11 protein-coding genes and 1 riboswitch are annotated in these 14410 nt (G+C 72.7%); of the genes, 5 read left to right on the forward strand and 6 right to left on the reverse strand.

Annotated elements, in window-relative coordinates; all coding sequences use genetic code 11:
• Positions 1 to 5: 5 nt before the first annotated feature.
• Both ABZV00_RS00840 and ABZV00_RS00845 read right to left on the reverse strand, forming a co-directional pair.
• A complete protein-coding gene (locus ABZV00_RS00840; protein WP_355600694.1) occupies positions 6 to 941 on the reverse strand; it encodes an ABC transporter substrate-binding protein in 936 nt (311 codons plus the stop codon).
• 110 nt (positions 942 to 1051) lie between these two features.
• Positions 1052 to 1117, reverse strand: a riboswitch (cobalamin riboswitch).
• 198 nt (positions 1118 to 1315) lie between these two features.
• Entirely contained in the window at positions 1316 to 3193 is a 1878-nt protein-coding gene (locus ABZV00_RS00845; RefSeq protein ID WP_355600696.1) for a M14 family zinc carboxypeptidase, read from the reverse strand.
• Between the two features lie 211 nt (positions 3194 to 3404).
• Here ABZV00_RS00845 and ABZV00_RS00850 point away from each other — a divergent pair, with 211 nt between their 5' ends.
• Positions 3405 to 4760 (forward strand): C39 family peptidase, encoded by a 1356-nt coding sequence (locus ABZV00_RS00850; protein WP_355600698.1) that lies wholly within the window; start codon positions 3405 to 3407, stop codon positions 4758 to 4760.
• Between the two features lie 73 nt (positions 4761 to 4833).
• Here ABZV00_RS00850 and ABZV00_RS00855 read toward each other — a convergent pair whose 3' ends face one another.
• From ABZV00_RS00855 to mqnE, 3 genes are all read right to left on the reverse strand, one after another.
• Positions 4834 to 5124 (reverse strand): DUF4229 domain-containing protein, encoded by a 291-nt coding sequence (locus tag ABZV00_RS00855; protein WP_328426232.1) that lies wholly within the window; start codon positions 5122 to 5124, stop codon positions 4834 to 4836.
• Positions 5125 to 5195: 71 nt separating this feature from the next.
• Positions 5196 to 5633 carry a hypothetical protein gene (locus tag ABZV00_RS00860; RefSeq protein WP_355600700.1) on the reverse strand — a complete coding sequence of 146 codons (438 nt, stop codon included), beginning with the start codon at positions 5631 to 5633 and terminating at the stop codon, positions 5196 to 5198.
• A 23-nt stretch (positions 5634 to 5656) separates the two neighbouring features.
• A complete protein-coding gene (gene mqnE / locus ABZV00_RS00865) occupies positions 5657 to 6826 on the reverse strand; it encodes an aminofutalosine synthase MqnE (RefSeq protein ID WP_328422557.1) in 1170 nt (389 codons plus the stop codon).
• 234 nt (positions 6827 to 7060) lie between these two features.
• On the opposite strand from mqnE, the gene ABZV00_RS00870 reads away from it, so the two are divergent.
• From ABZV00_RS00870 to ABZV00_RS00885, 4 genes are all read left to right on the forward strand, one after another.
• On the forward strand, positions 7061 to 8599 hold the full coding sequence (locus ABZV00_RS00870; protein WP_355600703.1) for a C40 family peptidase: 1539 nt from the start codon (positions 7061 to 7063) through the stop codon (positions 8597 to 8599).
• A 114-nt stretch (positions 8600 to 8713) separates the two neighbouring features.
• Positions 8714 to 10216: a hypothetical protein gene (locus ABZV00_RS00875; RefSeq protein ID WP_355600705.1), complete on the forward strand. Its 1503-nt coding sequence runs from the start codon at positions 8714 to 8716 to the stop codon at positions 10214 to 10216.
• A gap of 251 nt (positions 10217 to 10467) precedes the next feature.
• On the forward strand, positions 10468 to 12489 hold the full coding sequence (locus ABZV00_RS00880) for a DEAD/DEAH box helicase (RefSeq protein ID WP_355600707.1): 2022 nt from the start codon (positions 10468 to 10470) through the stop codon (positions 12487 to 12489).
• A 114-nt stretch (positions 12490 to 12603) separates the two neighbouring features.
• Positions 12604 to 13224 (forward strand): putative glycolipid-binding domain-containing protein, encoded by a 621-nt coding sequence (locus tag ABZV00_RS00885; RefSeq protein WP_355601324.1) that lies wholly within the window; start codon positions 12604 to 12606, stop codon positions 13222 to 13224.
• Positions 13225 to 13287: 63 nt separating this feature from the next.
• Here ABZV00_RS00885 and ABZV00_RS00890 read toward each other — a convergent pair whose 3' ends face one another.
• Positions 13288 to 14379: a PLP-dependent cysteine synthase family protein gene (locus tag ABZV00_RS00890; RefSeq protein ID WP_355600709.1), complete on the reverse strand. Its 1092-nt coding sequence runs from the start codon at positions 14377 to 14379 to the stop codon at positions 13288 to 13290.
• Between the last annotated feature and the right edge of the window lie 31 nt (positions 14380 to 14410).

A 14410-nucleotide genomic window follows, 5' to 3' on the forward strand; every position in this document is an offset into this window, starting at 1 on the left:
GACGGTCACGCGGGCACCTTGGCGACCGCGTCGACGATGACCCGCAGCAGGTCCACGATCCGCGGGCCCCAGCGGGAGGCGATGTCGTCGTCCAGTGCGACCACCTGGTTGTTCTTCACCGCGGTCAGCCCGGCCCAGCCGCTGCGCGCCTTGACCGAGTCGGCGTTCTGCTGGCAGCACTTGGAGTCGGCCAGGAAGACGAAGTCCGGGTTGGCCTTGACGATGAACTCCTGGGAGAGCTGCGGGTAGCCGGCGCTCTTGCCGTCGGCGTCGGCCGGGTCGGCGATGTTGGTCAGCCCGACCTGGCTGTAGAGCGAGCCGATGAAGGTCTTGCTGGTCGCGCTGTACAGCTCCGGGCCCAGCTCGTGGAAGTAGGTGAGCTTCTCGGCGCGCTGCGGCACGTCCTTGAGCAGCTTGGCGATGTCGTCCTTCATCCGGCCGGTGACGTCGGCGGCCTGGTCGACGTGCCCGGTCAGGCTGCCCAGCTCGGTGATCTGCCGGTAGGAGTCGTCCAGCGTGGTCGCCGCCGGAGTCAGGTAGACCGGGATCTTCAGCTTGCCGAGCTGGTCGACGATCTTGTTTCGGTCATCGGAGAGCACCACCAGGTCGGGGCTCTTGCCGGCGATCGCCTCGGTGTTGGGCTGGAAGCCGGACAGGTCGCTCTTGGGCGCGTCGGCCGGGTAGCTGGACTGGTCGTCGACCGCGCTCACCTGCGGGCCGGCGCCGATCGCGAAGAGCATCTCGGTGGCGGTGGGCGACAACGAGACGATCTTCTCGGGGCGCTTGTCGAGGGTGAGCGAGCCGACCGTCACCGGGTAGGCGACGGTCGCCGAACTGGCGCCGGCGGCCGGCTGGTCGGCGCCCTTCTCGGCGCAGGCGCCGAGGGCGAGTGCGGCGACCGCGAGGGTCGCGGCGAAGAGCCGGGGGGTACGTCTGGACATGGGTCCTCCTGTCGGTCGAGGAGTGTGGTGCTTCGCCGACAGGACTTTCGTGCGCCCGCCCACGAGGCGCCCTTCCTCGAGAGCGCGTGTCGCGACCGATCCGCAGGCGACCTGGCTCGTCCCCGCCGTCAGGACGGGGCATCACAGTTGCGGGACAGCGCCGGGCTCACACCGGCTTCGCTGCGGACTGGTCGCTAAGACGGTAGCGCACCGCCAGGACGTGCCGGATCGATCAAGGACCGATCACCGCCGGTCGATCACCTGGGCCGCCCGATGGCGGGGTGGGGTGGTCGACCGGCGGCGATATGTCCCGGATCCGAGGGGTCGGAGCGGGTGGTGGGGCCCCGCCGGGGGCGGGACGGGGCCCCACCCGATCAGGAGGCGGTGATGGTGACGTTGTCCACAGCCGCCTCCACCAGGCTGGCGCCGGAGGCGTCCGCCGCCTCGACGAGGATGCGCACCGACTGGCCCGCGTACGGGCTGAGGTTGAGGTTGGCCACCGCCCAGCTCCCGTTGCGGTTGGCTGCCGCGCCGGCCTGGGTGAGCAGCGCCGTGGTGCCGCCGTTGTGCACCACGCTCACCCGCAGGTAGTCCGCCGAGGAGGCGTTCGAGCCGTGTGCCAGGTACCAGGCCAACGACAGGGTCAGCGTGCCGGACGACGGCAGGGTCACCGCCGGGGACCGGGCGCTGGTCACGCCGCCGTCGACGTCGTGGTCACCGGCGGCCGATCCCGCGAGCCGGCCGGTGACCAGGTCGTTGGCGCCGGCGTACGGGGTGAGCTGCTTGGCCCCGCTGGAGGTGGTCGCCTGGGCGGCGCCCCGCTCGAACACCCCGGCCGTGGCGGTGTCGGTGCCGGACGGGTTGATCGTCCAGCCGGTGGCCGTCTCGAAGGTGTCCGACCAGACGGTGGTGCCGCCCCCGCCGCCGCAGTACTGCGCCTGCTTGCCGATGGCCCGGTACGGACAGTCGGCGTACTCGCTGAGCATCAGCACGGCCTCCCGGTTGCGGGTGGTCTGCGCGGGGATCACCTCGTCGGGCGGGTAGAACCCGCCGCCACTCGCCGAGCCCGGGTACATCTCGAAGGTGTACGCCCAGATGTTGTGGGTGGCCCACATCCAGTCGATGCTGGTGCCGTCGGCGATGTAGAGGTCGCTGGACTGCTCCGGGGTGTAGCTGTTGGTGGCCGCCATCTGCTGGCCGATGGTGGCGAAGGTGTTGTACTGGTCCGCGCTCATCCCCGCCGGATTGTTGGCGGTGGTGTAGCCGAAGGGCCAGAGCACCAGCTGCGAGTAGGTGTGGAAGTCGATGTTCGCCTTGATCTGCTGGACGCCGCCGACAACCCGGCTGTTGACGAAGTTGCGCAGCGCCTGCGTTTCCGGGGCGGAGAACGCCGACGGGCCGCGGTAGGTCTCCGACGAGGTGCTGCCGGACGAGCCGCCGCAGCAGCCCCACTGGTGGGACCAGTTGCGGTTCAGATCGGTGCCGACCGCGGACGAGCCGCTGTTCGGCTGCCGGTTCTTGCGCCACGACCGGTACGACCCGGTGGCGATGTCGTACTCGCTGCCGTCCGGGTTGACCGTCGGCACGATCCAGATCTCCCGGCTGTTGACGATGTTCGTGATCCGGGAGTCGGCGCCGTAGCTGTCGGTGAAGAGGTTGAGCAGGTAGATCGCCATCTCGACGGTCAGGTGCTCGCGGGCGTGCTGCTGGGCGTTGAACAGGATCTCCGGCTCACCCTCGTCGGTGCCGACGTTGTCGGAGATCTTCACCGCCATCAGGTCGCGGCCCTCGTACGACGTACCAATGCTGATCTTGCGGGCGATGGCCGGGTGGTCGGCGACGGCCTGGTTCACCACGGCGGTCAGTTCCGCGTAGTCGTGGAAGTTGGAGTCGGCGGGCGGGAACGCCAACGTGCCCACCTCGCTGGCGCCTCGCTCGACGTTCGGCGGTGGGGCGAGCGGTTCCAGCCGGAAGCCGAGACGGCTGATCGCGGCGGCCTCGGTGGCGGTGGCCGAGATGTGCAGGACGCCGTGTTCGGAGTAGTCGATGGCGGCCCCGGTGCGGGCCACCGCGGTGCGGTCGGCGACGGTCCGAGGGCCGAGCACCCGGTAGCCGGTGGCGGCCTGTTCGGCGGTTCGGTCCGGTGCTGGTCGGGCGGCGACCGGGGCGGCGCCGACGGTGGCGATTGCCAGCCCGGTGACGACGGCGAGCACCAGGACGCGGCGGAGAGGGGTGGGCGTGCGGAGGGCCATGGACTACCTCCTCGAAGGGCGGGAGATCCCGCTCGGTGGAGGACACTTCACCATCAGTCACATGGTCATATCAATATTGATCGCTGCCTAATGCATCCCAGGCGGATCATCGCGGCGGCAATGATTTTCCACCATCGAACATCTGGCGAAACTTCCCTCCAAGCGGAACACTGACCAGCGACGATGTCCCTCTCGACACCGCGGAGCACCCATGGCCAGATCCCGCCTGCGCACGGCCGCCCTCGCCGGCGTCACCGCGCTCACCCTGCTCGCCACCGCCGCACCCGCGGTGGCGGCCCAACCGCTCACCGGCGGCCGTCCGCACCCCATCACCCACGACGAGCAGATCACGTTCCAGGACTGGTCAGGGCCGGCGGACTGGCACCGGGGCGACCAGGCCGGCACCCGCGTGGTGCCCGGCGCCCGATCGGGCCTCACCCTGGCTCGCCCCACCGGCACCACCGAGTACGCCGACCCGCACAGCGGCACCACCCGTAGCTGGGAGTACGGCACCTGGACCTCGCCGGTGACCCGGATCGGGTTCGACGCCACCGAGCTGATCGCCTCCTGGAACGCGGAGACCCCGGCCGGCACCTGGATCCAGGTGGAGATGCAGGGCAGCTACACCAGCGGTGACCAGACCCCGTGGTACGTCATGGGCCGCTGGGCGTCCGGCGACAACGACATCAAGCGGACCACCGTCAACCGGCAGGGCGACCCCTGGTCGACGATCTGGACCGACACCTTCAGCATCGACGACGCCACCGCCGGGGTGCTGCTGCGGTCGTACCAGTTGCGGCTGACCCTCTACCGCGCGCCCGGTCAGGCCGCCGCGCCGGTGGTCCGGATGCTCGGCGCGATGAGCTCGACCGTGCCGGACCGGTTCACCGTCACGCCGAGCGCCGGGCACATCGCCTGGGGCGTCGAGCTGCCGGTGCCGCGCTACTCGCAGAACGTGCACTCCGGGCACTACCCCGAGTACGACGGCGGTGGCGAGGCTTGGTGCTCCCCGACCTCCACGGAGATGGTGGTCGAGTACTGGGGTCGGCGGCCGTCCGCGGCCGACACCTCCTGGGTGGACCCGACCTACCCCGACCCGACCGTCAACCACGCTGCGCGGATGACCTACGACTACGCGTACGACGGTGCCGGCAACTGGCCCTTCAACACCGCGTACGCGGCCAGCTTCCCCGGCCTGGAGGGTCGGGTGACCCGGATGCACTCGCTGGACGAACTGGAACGCTTCATCGCCGCCGGCATCCCGGTGGTGACCAGCCAGTCCTTCCTCGCCAGCGAGCTGGACGGGGCGAACTACGGCACCTCCGGGCACCTGTTCGTGGTGGTCGGCTTCACCGCTGACGGCGACGTGATCGTCAACGATCCCGCATCGTCCAGCAACGACGTGGTGCGCAACGTCTACAAGCGTGCACAGTTCGAGCAGATCTGGCTGCGTACCAAGCGGACCAACGCCAGCGGCGGCGTCTCCGGCGGCTCGGGCGGCGTCGCGTACCTGATCAAGCCCACCTGGAAGGCCTGGCCGAAGGTCCCCGGCTCCACCAACTGGTGACCCACCCGGCCGAGCGCGTCTGATCAAGAGGTTTGCGTCACCGGAAGCCGTCCTGGTGACGCAAACCTCTTGATCAACGCGAGGGTCGGTCGGTGGGAGGCTCGGGGTCGGTGGAGGGCTGGTCGTCGCCGGCCAGAGCGGAGCGGAGACGCTCCTTCTCGCTGCGGCGGCGCTCCGCCGCGTCGGCCATCTCCTCGCCCATCTCGTCCCGCCAGCCACGCAGCAGGAAGAAGGAGAGCGCGGCGGAGAAGGCGAGCGCCAGCATCAGCTTCAGGAACACGTTCATGTCGATCAGCCAGAGGCCCGCCAGCACGGCGACGAACAGCCCGATCCGGCCCAGCGTGTACTTGACCGCCGCGCTCACCTGCACCACTCCGTTCTCCGTCACCCGCCGGTGCCGGCGGAAGAATCGACCCGCCCGGCGGGCGGTCGGGATCAGCCGGTCCGGCGGGCCAGCCAGCGGACGCCCGGGAACCAGACCGCCGCGTACGCCACGGTGAACGCCGCCGCCGCCAAAGCTCCGGAGAGCAGCGGCGGCAACCCGGCGCCCAGACCGGCGATCAGCAACCCGGCGAACACCCCGACTGCGGCGGCGACCAACGCCGCCACCACCCGGGCCGCGCCGAACTCCCAGGCCCGGAAGTCGTCCCAGAACAGCCAGGCCGGCAGGATCACCGCCAACCAGCCGTTGGTGTGCCCGAAGTCGCCGGCGCCCATCGAGGCGAACGCCCAGTCGAACAGCACGAGCGCCAGCGCGCCGATGACCAGGCCGGCCAGACACACCCCGAGCAGATCGCCCAGGGTACGGACGCGCCCCTCGGCGTCCCGGCGGGGGAACCCGCCCTGCTGCTCGGACTTACGCTGCTCGGTCATCGACTGCGAGGGTACGTGGTGACTCAGGCCCAGACCTGCTGCGGCTCGGCACGGCGCTCGGCCAGCGACGGCGCCTTGTCGTACTCCCGGACCACGTTGTAGCGGGTGTCCCGCTCGACCGGCTGGAATCCGGCGTCCCAGATCAGGTGCAGCAGGTCATCGCGGTGCATCGTGTTCGGGGTGCCGTACGAGTCGGCGTCGTGGGTGATCTTGTATTCGACGACCGAGCCGTCCAGGTCGTCCACGCCGAAGTTCAGCGAGAGCTGGGCCACCGAGAGCCCGTGCATCACCCAGAAGTTCTTCACGTGCGGCACGTTGTCGAAGAGCAGCCGGGAGACGGCGAACGTCTTCAGCGACTCGGCCGGCGAGGCCATCGTGGTGCGCGCCTGGATCTTGTTACGGATCTTGCCGTCCGCCGAGTCCACGAAGTCGTGCTGGTAGCGCAGCGGGATGAAGACCGCGAAGCCGCCGGTCTCGTCCTGCAGCTCGCGTAGCCGCAGCACGTGGTCGACCCGGTGCCGGGGCTCCTCGATGTGGCCGTACAGCATCGTCGCCGGGGTCTTCATGCCCTTGCTGTGCGCCAGGGCGTGGATCCGCGACCAGTCCTCCCAGTGGCAGGCGTGGTCGACGATGTGCTGCCGGACCTCCCAGTCGAAGATCTCCGCGCCGCCGCCGGTCAGCGACTCCAGACCGGCGTCCATCAGCTCGTCGAGGATCTCGTCGGCACTCAGACCGCTGATCTTCTCGAACCACTGCACCTCGGTCGCGGTGAAGCACTTGAGCTTGACGTTCGGCAGCGCCGCCTTCAGCTCGCGCAGCACCTTGGGGTAGTAACGCCAGGGCAGCGTCGGGTGCAGGCCATTGACGATGTGCAGCTCGGTGAGCTGCTCATCCTCCATCTCCTTGGCCTTGCGGACGGCCTCGTCGATGCGCATCGTGTACGCGTCCTTCTCGCCCGGCTTGCGCTGGAACGAGCAGTACGCACAGGACGCCGAGCAGACGTTGGTCAGGTTGAGATGCCGGTTGACGTTGAACATCACCCGGTCGCCGTTGAGCTCGGTGCGCTTGTGATGAGCCAGCCGCCCCAGCCAGGTCAGGTCATCGCTGTCGTAGAGGGCGACCCCGTCCTCGCGGGTCAGCCGCTCACCGGCGTACACCTTCGCTTCGAGCTCACGCTTGAGTCCGGCGTCCATGGCACGTCCCTTCCACCTGCGGTCCCGGTCGAGCGTACGTCGGGACGCCGACAGCCCCGGCGGCACGGTCGCCGGAGGCGACCCACTTCACCAGACTCTCAGCCTCCCGTAACCCGGCGATGCATCGACATCACTGCCCCATTGCGGTAAGACAGGGTGGGGCGGAACACACTGGTACCGTCCCGACGGCTGCGCCCTTGGGGCGCGGCGACGGGCTGCGGGACGGGGAGCGGAATGGTCGACAGCGAGCGCGGGCGACGGCAGCGACGACGGAGCCCGGTGATCTCGCCGGTGCTGCGCCCGAGGCTCTGGGCCGCCCTGCTCGGCGCGATCGCGGCCGCGGTGCTGGCCACCCCTGCGTACGCCGAACCCGGGCTGCCGACCACAGTGCCCGACACCGGCGCGCGCCCGGCGGTGGCCGGCGCGCTCCAACTGCCCGGCGGCGCGCCCGTCGCCGGCATCCCGGTCCCGCCGGTCGTCAACGTCGGCACGGGCCCGCTGGCCGCCCAGATCTCCGCCGGTGAAATCCAGGTCGGCACGCTCGGCGAGGCGCTTCTGCTGAGCCGGCAGAAACGCACCGACGCGCAGGCGCAGCTCCAAGCGGCCGGCAAGATGCTGGAGACCGCGCAGGACACCCTGCTCCGGGCTCAGCAGGCCGCCGACGTGGCCGCCTCGGACGCGATCAAGGCAGCCGCCGCGCTGCCGCCCGGCGACCTCGCCGACGACATCCAGGGGCTGAGCCGGCTCCAGCAGATCACCCGCGGCGAGAAGGTCGCGGGCGGCACCACCGGGGTGGCCGGGGAGCTGTCCCGGGCCCGCAACGGCGAGCAGCTCGCCTACCAGGCGCACACCGCGGCCAAGGCCCGGGTCGACGCCGCCGAGGCGGAGTTCACCGCTGGCGATCAGGCACTGCGCACGGCCGAGGCCAGCCTGCTCAAACTGCGCCGGGACAACGCCGCGCAGCTGATCCAGATCGAGCGCCAGCAGGAGGCCGTCGAGCAGCAGCTCGGTGCCGGCTACGTGGCGGGTCAGAGCGTCAGTGGGATGGCCGCGCACCCGCGGGCGCTGGCTGCGGTCGCGTACGCCCTGGCCCAGCTCGGCGACCCGTACAAGTGGTCGGAGGAGGGGCCGGACCGGTTCGACTGCTCCGGTCTCATGTGGGCGGCGTACCGGTCCCCGGGCGCCGACTACTTCGACCTGCCCCGCGTCTCCCGGGACCAGTACGCGGCCACCCGGTCGCGGACCGTGCCGCAGGCCGCGCTGCTCCCCGGCGACCTGCTCTTCTTCGCCTCGGGCAGCAGCTACACCACGATCCACCACGTCGGCATGTACATCGGCAACGGCAAGATGGTGCAGGCGCCCACCACCGGCGACGTCGTCAAGATCTCGGTCGTCTCCTGGTCCCGGCTGTACGCCGCCACCCGGGTGATCGGCGCGGTGCCGGCCCCGATCGTGCCGACCCCGCCGCCCAGCGCGACCCCGAAGCCGACGCCCACCACCAAGCCGACGCCGACGCCGACCGGCTCGGCCACCCCGACGCCCACGGGCAGCGCGACGCCGACGCCGACGCCGACGCCGACCGGCAGCACCTCGCCGAGCCCGTCGCCCAGCCCGACCCAGACCCCGACGACCCCGCCGCCGCCGACCAGCGCACCGGCCACCTCGTCCCCGGCCAGCGAGCCGTCGGCCAGCGAGCCGTCGGCCAGCCGGAGCGGGGCGGCCAGCGACAGCCCGGCCGCGAGCACGGAGGGCAGCCCGAGCACCGAAAGCTGACCCGCCACGTTTGGCTCCGGCTGTCCGCTCGGGGCGATCTGTGGCACCGTGACATCCATGCACACCCGGCCCGACGTCACGGGTGCGGGTGCGGGTGCGGCACGGAGGGCGGAGATGGCCGAGCAGAGTGATCCGGCGGAGACTGTCGACCCTGTCGCCATCGACCGGGCCGATCCACCGGAGCCCGCAGACCCGGCACCCACCAGCGACGCCGAGTCGGCCGCCAGCGAGGCCTCCGCTGACGCTGCTGACGTCCGTGCCGCTTCCGCCACCACCGACAACACCGGCGCCGCCGCGGACGCTCCGGACTCGGACGCCGGGCAGCCGGCACCCGAGGACGCTCGCCCTGACCCGGCTGCCGTCCCGGTACGAGCCCGGGCGAGTGTCGCGACCGCCGCCGCGCTGACCGGTGACCTTCCGGCCTGCGCTCCGGCCAGCGCGACCACCTACCGGGCGACCGGTTCCGCCACGCCGGCCGGTGCGCTGCCCGGGCAGCGGGATGGTTCGACGGCCCCGGCCCGGGCCAGCGCCACGGTGCCCGGCAGCAGTCGAGTCACGGCCGGAACGGCGGGCACGCCGGACCCTCGGGCGAGCGCGCCCGCCGTCTACCGGTCCGGTCCGGTGAACCCGGAGCCGCCGGAGCCGGTGCAGCCGCCGGAGCCCGCCCAGCCGCCCACGCCGCCGACCCCGGAGCCGGAGCCGATCCCCGCGCCACCCGGGCCAGGGCCGACCCCGCCGTCGCGGCCCGAGCCGGAGCCCGGGCCGACCCCGCCGTCGCGGCCCGAGCCGGGGCCTGCGCCGACCCCGGGGCCGTACCCGCCCGGCCCGGCGCCGACGCCGGGGCCTCGGCCCACGCCGCCACCCGGCCCGGTGCCGCCCGTCCCGGGCCCGCCCACACCGCCGCCCTCGCCGCTGCCGCCCATCCCGGGCCCGCCGGCTCCGCCGGTGCCCGGTCCGCCGGTGCCGCCGCCCGGCCCGCCGGTGCCCGCGCCACCACCGCCGCCCGGGCCGATGCCGGCACCGCCGTTCCCGCCGCCACCGGCGATGCCCGGCACTCTGCCGGGCGTCCGGGCCACCGCGTCGGTCTCCGCACCACCGGCCGGTTGGCCGTCCGCGGCCGTCGCGGCGCAGCCGACCTCGGCCGGCGGCAGGGCCAAGGCACCCGTCTCCGCACCACCGGTGGTGCCCGCGCCCGCGCTGCCCAGCTGGCCGCCATCCACCACCGGCGCTCCCCAGTCGTACGCAAGCGGCGTCGGCGTGTCCCGGCCGACCGTTTCGCCGGCCCACCCGATGGCCGGGCGGCCGGCGGGGCAGGGCGCGCCCGGCGGACGGTACGACGGCGGCCCGGACCTGGCTGGCACCGTCTACGCCGGCGGGGACGGGCCGGGCTTCGCCACGATCGCGCTGCCGGCCAACGCGGTGGAGAACTCCGGCTCGCTGACCGGGCACATCCTGGCCCAGGGCTGGGCGGACACGCCGGCTGAGCGCTCCAGGACCACCCGCGTGGTGATCGTCCTGGCCGCCGCGCTGGGGCTGCTGGTGGCGATCAGCGTGCTGATCGTCCTGCTCGCCAACAACGCCCTGGACGGTCTGATGGGCAGCGTGCTCAGCGGCTGAGCCGGCGACCGGAAGCGATGGTGAGTCCGCCCACTACCGTCGGTCAACCGGCTGGCGACTCCGCCAGACCGCCGTACACTGGGCGAGATCACTGACCCGGCGCGCGTGATGCGCGCCCATGGGCGATCTTGCGGGCGATCCGGCGGTACAGCCGCGGCGGGCCATCGCGAAGATGCGCCCCGCTCGAAAGGCATTTGTTGACCACCTCTGCTGACCCCAGCATCGTTCCGTCCGTTTTCAACCCCGCCCCGGTGACGGCCGACGCCTCCCCGGAGACGACCGACGCCACCTCGACGGAGGCCGGCACCGCGCCGGCGCCGACCGCCGCCGAGCAGATCGACTTCGCCGCGCTCGGCCTGCCCGAGCCCCTGGTCCGCGCGCTGGCGCGCCAGGGCATCACCACCCCGTTCGAGATCCAGCGGGCCACCGTTCCGGACGCGCTCGCCGGCCGGGACGTGCTGGGCCGCGGGCAGACCGGTTCGGGCAAGACGCTCGCCTTCGGCCTGCCGCTGCTGGCCCGGGTCGCCGCCGCCAAGCCGGCCCGGCCGCTGCGGCCGCGCGCCCTGGTCCTGGTCCCGACCCGGGAGTTGGCCATGCAGGTCAACGACGCCCTGCTGCCGCTGGGCAAGGCGCTCAACGTGTTCCTGAAGACCGCCGTCGGTGGGGTTCCGTACGACCGCCAGATCGACGCGCTGCGGCGCGGCGTGGAGATCATCGTGGCGACCCCGGGCCGGCTCGGCGACCTGATCGAGCGGGGCATCTGCCAGCTCGACGACGTCGAGGTCACGGTGCTGGACGAGGCCGACCAGATGGCCGACATGGGCTTCCTGCCCGAGGTGACCGACCTGCTGGCGAAGACGCCCGCGAACGGTCAGCGGCTGCTCTTCTCGGCCACCCTGGACGGTGACGTCGACGCGTTGGTCAGGCGGTTCATGACCGACCCGGTGACCCACTCCACGGCGCCGTCCACCGCCTCGGTGTCCACCATGGACCACCACATGCTGTTGATCCCGCCGCACGACAAGTTCCCGGTGGCTGCCTCGATCGCCGCCCGGGATGGCCGCACCATGGTCTTCGCCCGCACCCAGCTGGGCGTGGACCGGCTGGTCGAGCAGCTCGCCGCGGTCGGCGTACGGGCCGGTGGGCTGCACGGCGGCAAGACCCAGCGGATGCGCACCAAGACCCTGGCCGAGTTCCGTGAGGGCCGGATGAACGTCCTGGTCGCCACCGACGTGGCGGCCCGGGGCATCCACGTGGACGGGGTCACCCTCGTGCTGCACGTGGACCCGCCGAAGGACCCCAAGGACTACCTGCACCGCGCCGGGCGTACCGCTCGGGCCGGCGAGTCAGGCGCGGTCGCCACGCTGGTGCTGCCCAAGCAGCGCCGCACCACCCTGGCCATGCTGGAGAAGGCCGGCGTCGCGCCGGCCGAGACCCGGGTCAAGGCCGGCGACCCGGTGCTGGCCGAGCTGATCGGCGCCCGTGCGCCGAGCGGCGTCCCGGTTCGCGTGGAGGCGGAGCCCCGTGGCTTCGGCGACCGCTCCGGCGGCTCGCGCCGCTTCGACGACCGGTCCGGGGGCCCGCGCCGCTTCGGCGACCGCCCGAGTGGCGACCGCCGGTTCGGCGACCGCTCACAGGGTGAGCGGCGCTACGGCGACCGCCCGACCGGCGAGCGGCGCTTCGGCGACCGACCGCAGGGTGAGCGCCGCTTCGGCGACCGTCCGCAGGGCGACCGGCAGTACGGCGACCGCCCGACCGGCGAGCGCCGCTACGGTGACCGTCCGCAGGGCGACCGGGGTTACGGCGACCGACCGCAGGGTGAGCGGCGCTTCGGCGACCGGCCGCAGGGCGACCGGCAGTACGGCGACCGCCCGACCGGCGAGCGCCGCTACGGCGACCGTCCGCAGGGCGACCGCCCGACCGGCGACCGGGGCTACGGGGACCGTCCGACCGGTGAGCGTCGTTACGCCGATCGGGACACCCGGGGTTACGGCGATCGGCCGCAGGGCGAGCGCCGGTTCGGGGACCGACCGCAGTTCGGCGACCGGGACGGCCGGGGCGACCGCCCGACCGGCGAGCGGCGCTACGGCGACCGTCCGCAGGGCGACCGGCAGCAGGGCGACCGGCCCGCCGGGGAGCGGCGCTTCGCGGACCGGGACTCCCGGGGCGGCTTCCGCTCTGAGGGCCGTGGTCGGGACGACCGGCCGCGCGATGACCGGCCGCGTGACGACCGGCGCGGCTTCGGTGGGCGACCGCCGGCCCGTACCCACTGATGATCTGACGCACTGATCGACCGGACGCCGTCGCGGAGCCCACGCTCCGCGGCGGCGTTCGCGCATGCCCTGCCGATGACGGCCCGGTCGCGTAACGTCCGGCTCATGGCGACCATGCCGAAGTCGATCTTCTGGTCCCGGACGGACACCGCCGGCAGCGAGCAGGCCCTGCTCGACGACGGCCACGGGTTGGCGGCCCGGGGCACCCTGCTCGCGGTGGACCCGATCCCCTGGACCGCCCGCTACCAGCTGACCACCACGCCGGACTGGACCACCACCCGGGTGGAGGTCGAGGTCGAAGGGCTGGGCTGGCTGCGCAGAGTGACGCTGGAGCGGGCCGTGGACCGGTGGCGGGTGACCACCGCCGAGCAGGGCGACCTGGACGCGGCGCTGACCGCGGCCGGTCACCCCCGGACGGGCCTGCCGGGCACCGACGACCCGGACCGGCTGGCCGACGCGCTCGACGTGGACCTGAGCGGGTCACCGCTGTTCAACGCCCTCCCGGTCCACCGGCTCGGGCTGGCCGCCGGGCCGGCCGACCGGCCGCACCGGATCACCGTGGCGTGGGTTCTGCTGCCTGGCCTGGAGGTGGTGCCGGCCGAGCAGATCTACACCGGGCTCGGGCCGGGCCGGGTGCGGTTCGCCAGCGGCACCTTCACCGCCGACATCGACCTGGATGCCGACGGCTACGTGGTGCGCTACCCCGGGCTGGCCGAACGGATCGACCCGCGCTGAACGGGCGACCCAACCCGCGAGGGCTCAGGCCGCCCGCGACCGGCGAACCGCCGCCGGCACGGCTCAGGCGGGCCAGGCGCCGCTGCTCAGGAACCGTTCGACGGTGGCCAGGTGCGGCGCGAGGTCGAGGCCCTGAGCGCTCACCCAGTCGTCGTCGTAGTACGTGTCGGCGTACCGATCGCCGGCGTCGCAGATCAGGGTGACCACCGAGCCGGCCCGGCCCTCGGCGAGCATCCCGGCGATCAGGCCGAACGCGCCCCACAGGTTGGTGCCGGTGGAGCCACCCACCCGGCGGCCGAGCACCGCCGAGCCGGCCCGCATGGCGGCCAGCGACGCGGCATCCTGCACCTGGACCATCCGGTCCACCACCGACGGCAGGAAGGACGCCTCCACGGTGGGACGGCCGATCCCCTCGATCCGGGATCCCTTCCCGGTGCGCACCGACCAGTCGGCAGCCAGCCAGGCCGGGTAGAACGCGGAGTTCTCCGGGTCCACGACGCAGAGTTTGGTGGCCAGCCGGCGATAGCGGGCGTACCGGCCGATGGTGGCGCTGGTGCCCCCGGTGCCGGCGCCCACCACGACCCAGGTGGGGATCGGATGCCGTTCCAGCTCCAACTGCGCGTAGATCGACTCGGCGATGTTGTTGTTGCCCCGCCAGTCGGTGGCCCGCTCGGCGTAGGTGAACTGGTCCATGAAGTGGCCGCCGGAGTCCTCGGCCAGCCAGCGGGCCTCGACCACCACGGTCGCGGGGTCGTCCACCAGGTGGCACCGGCCGCCCTGGAACTCGATCTGCGCGATCTTCTCCGGTGAGGTGGAGGCGGGCATCACCGCGATGAACGGCAGCCCGAGCATCCGGGCGAAGTACGCCTCGGAGACCGCCGTGGAGCCGGAGGACGCCTCGACGATCGTGGTACGCGGCCCGATCCAGCCGTTGCAGAGCCCGTACAGGAACAGCGACCGGGCCAGCCGGTGCTTCAGCGAGCCGGTCGGGTGCACCGACTCGTCCTTGAGGTAGAGGTCGATCCCCCATGCCCGAGGCAGCGGGAACGGCAGCAGGTGGGTGTCGGCCGAGCGGTTCGCGTCCGCCTCGACGGCGGCGATCGCTTCGGTCACCCAGGTCCGGCTGGCCTCGTCGCACCGGTCGAGATGAGTCACGCCGGAAACCTAGCAAGCAGCCGTCAGCTGG

The sequence above is a fragment of the Micromonospora sp. NPDC005173 genome (assembly GCF_040608515.1).
GTDB lineage: Bacteria > Actinomycetota > Actinomycetes > Mycobacteriales > Micromonosporaceae > Micromonospora.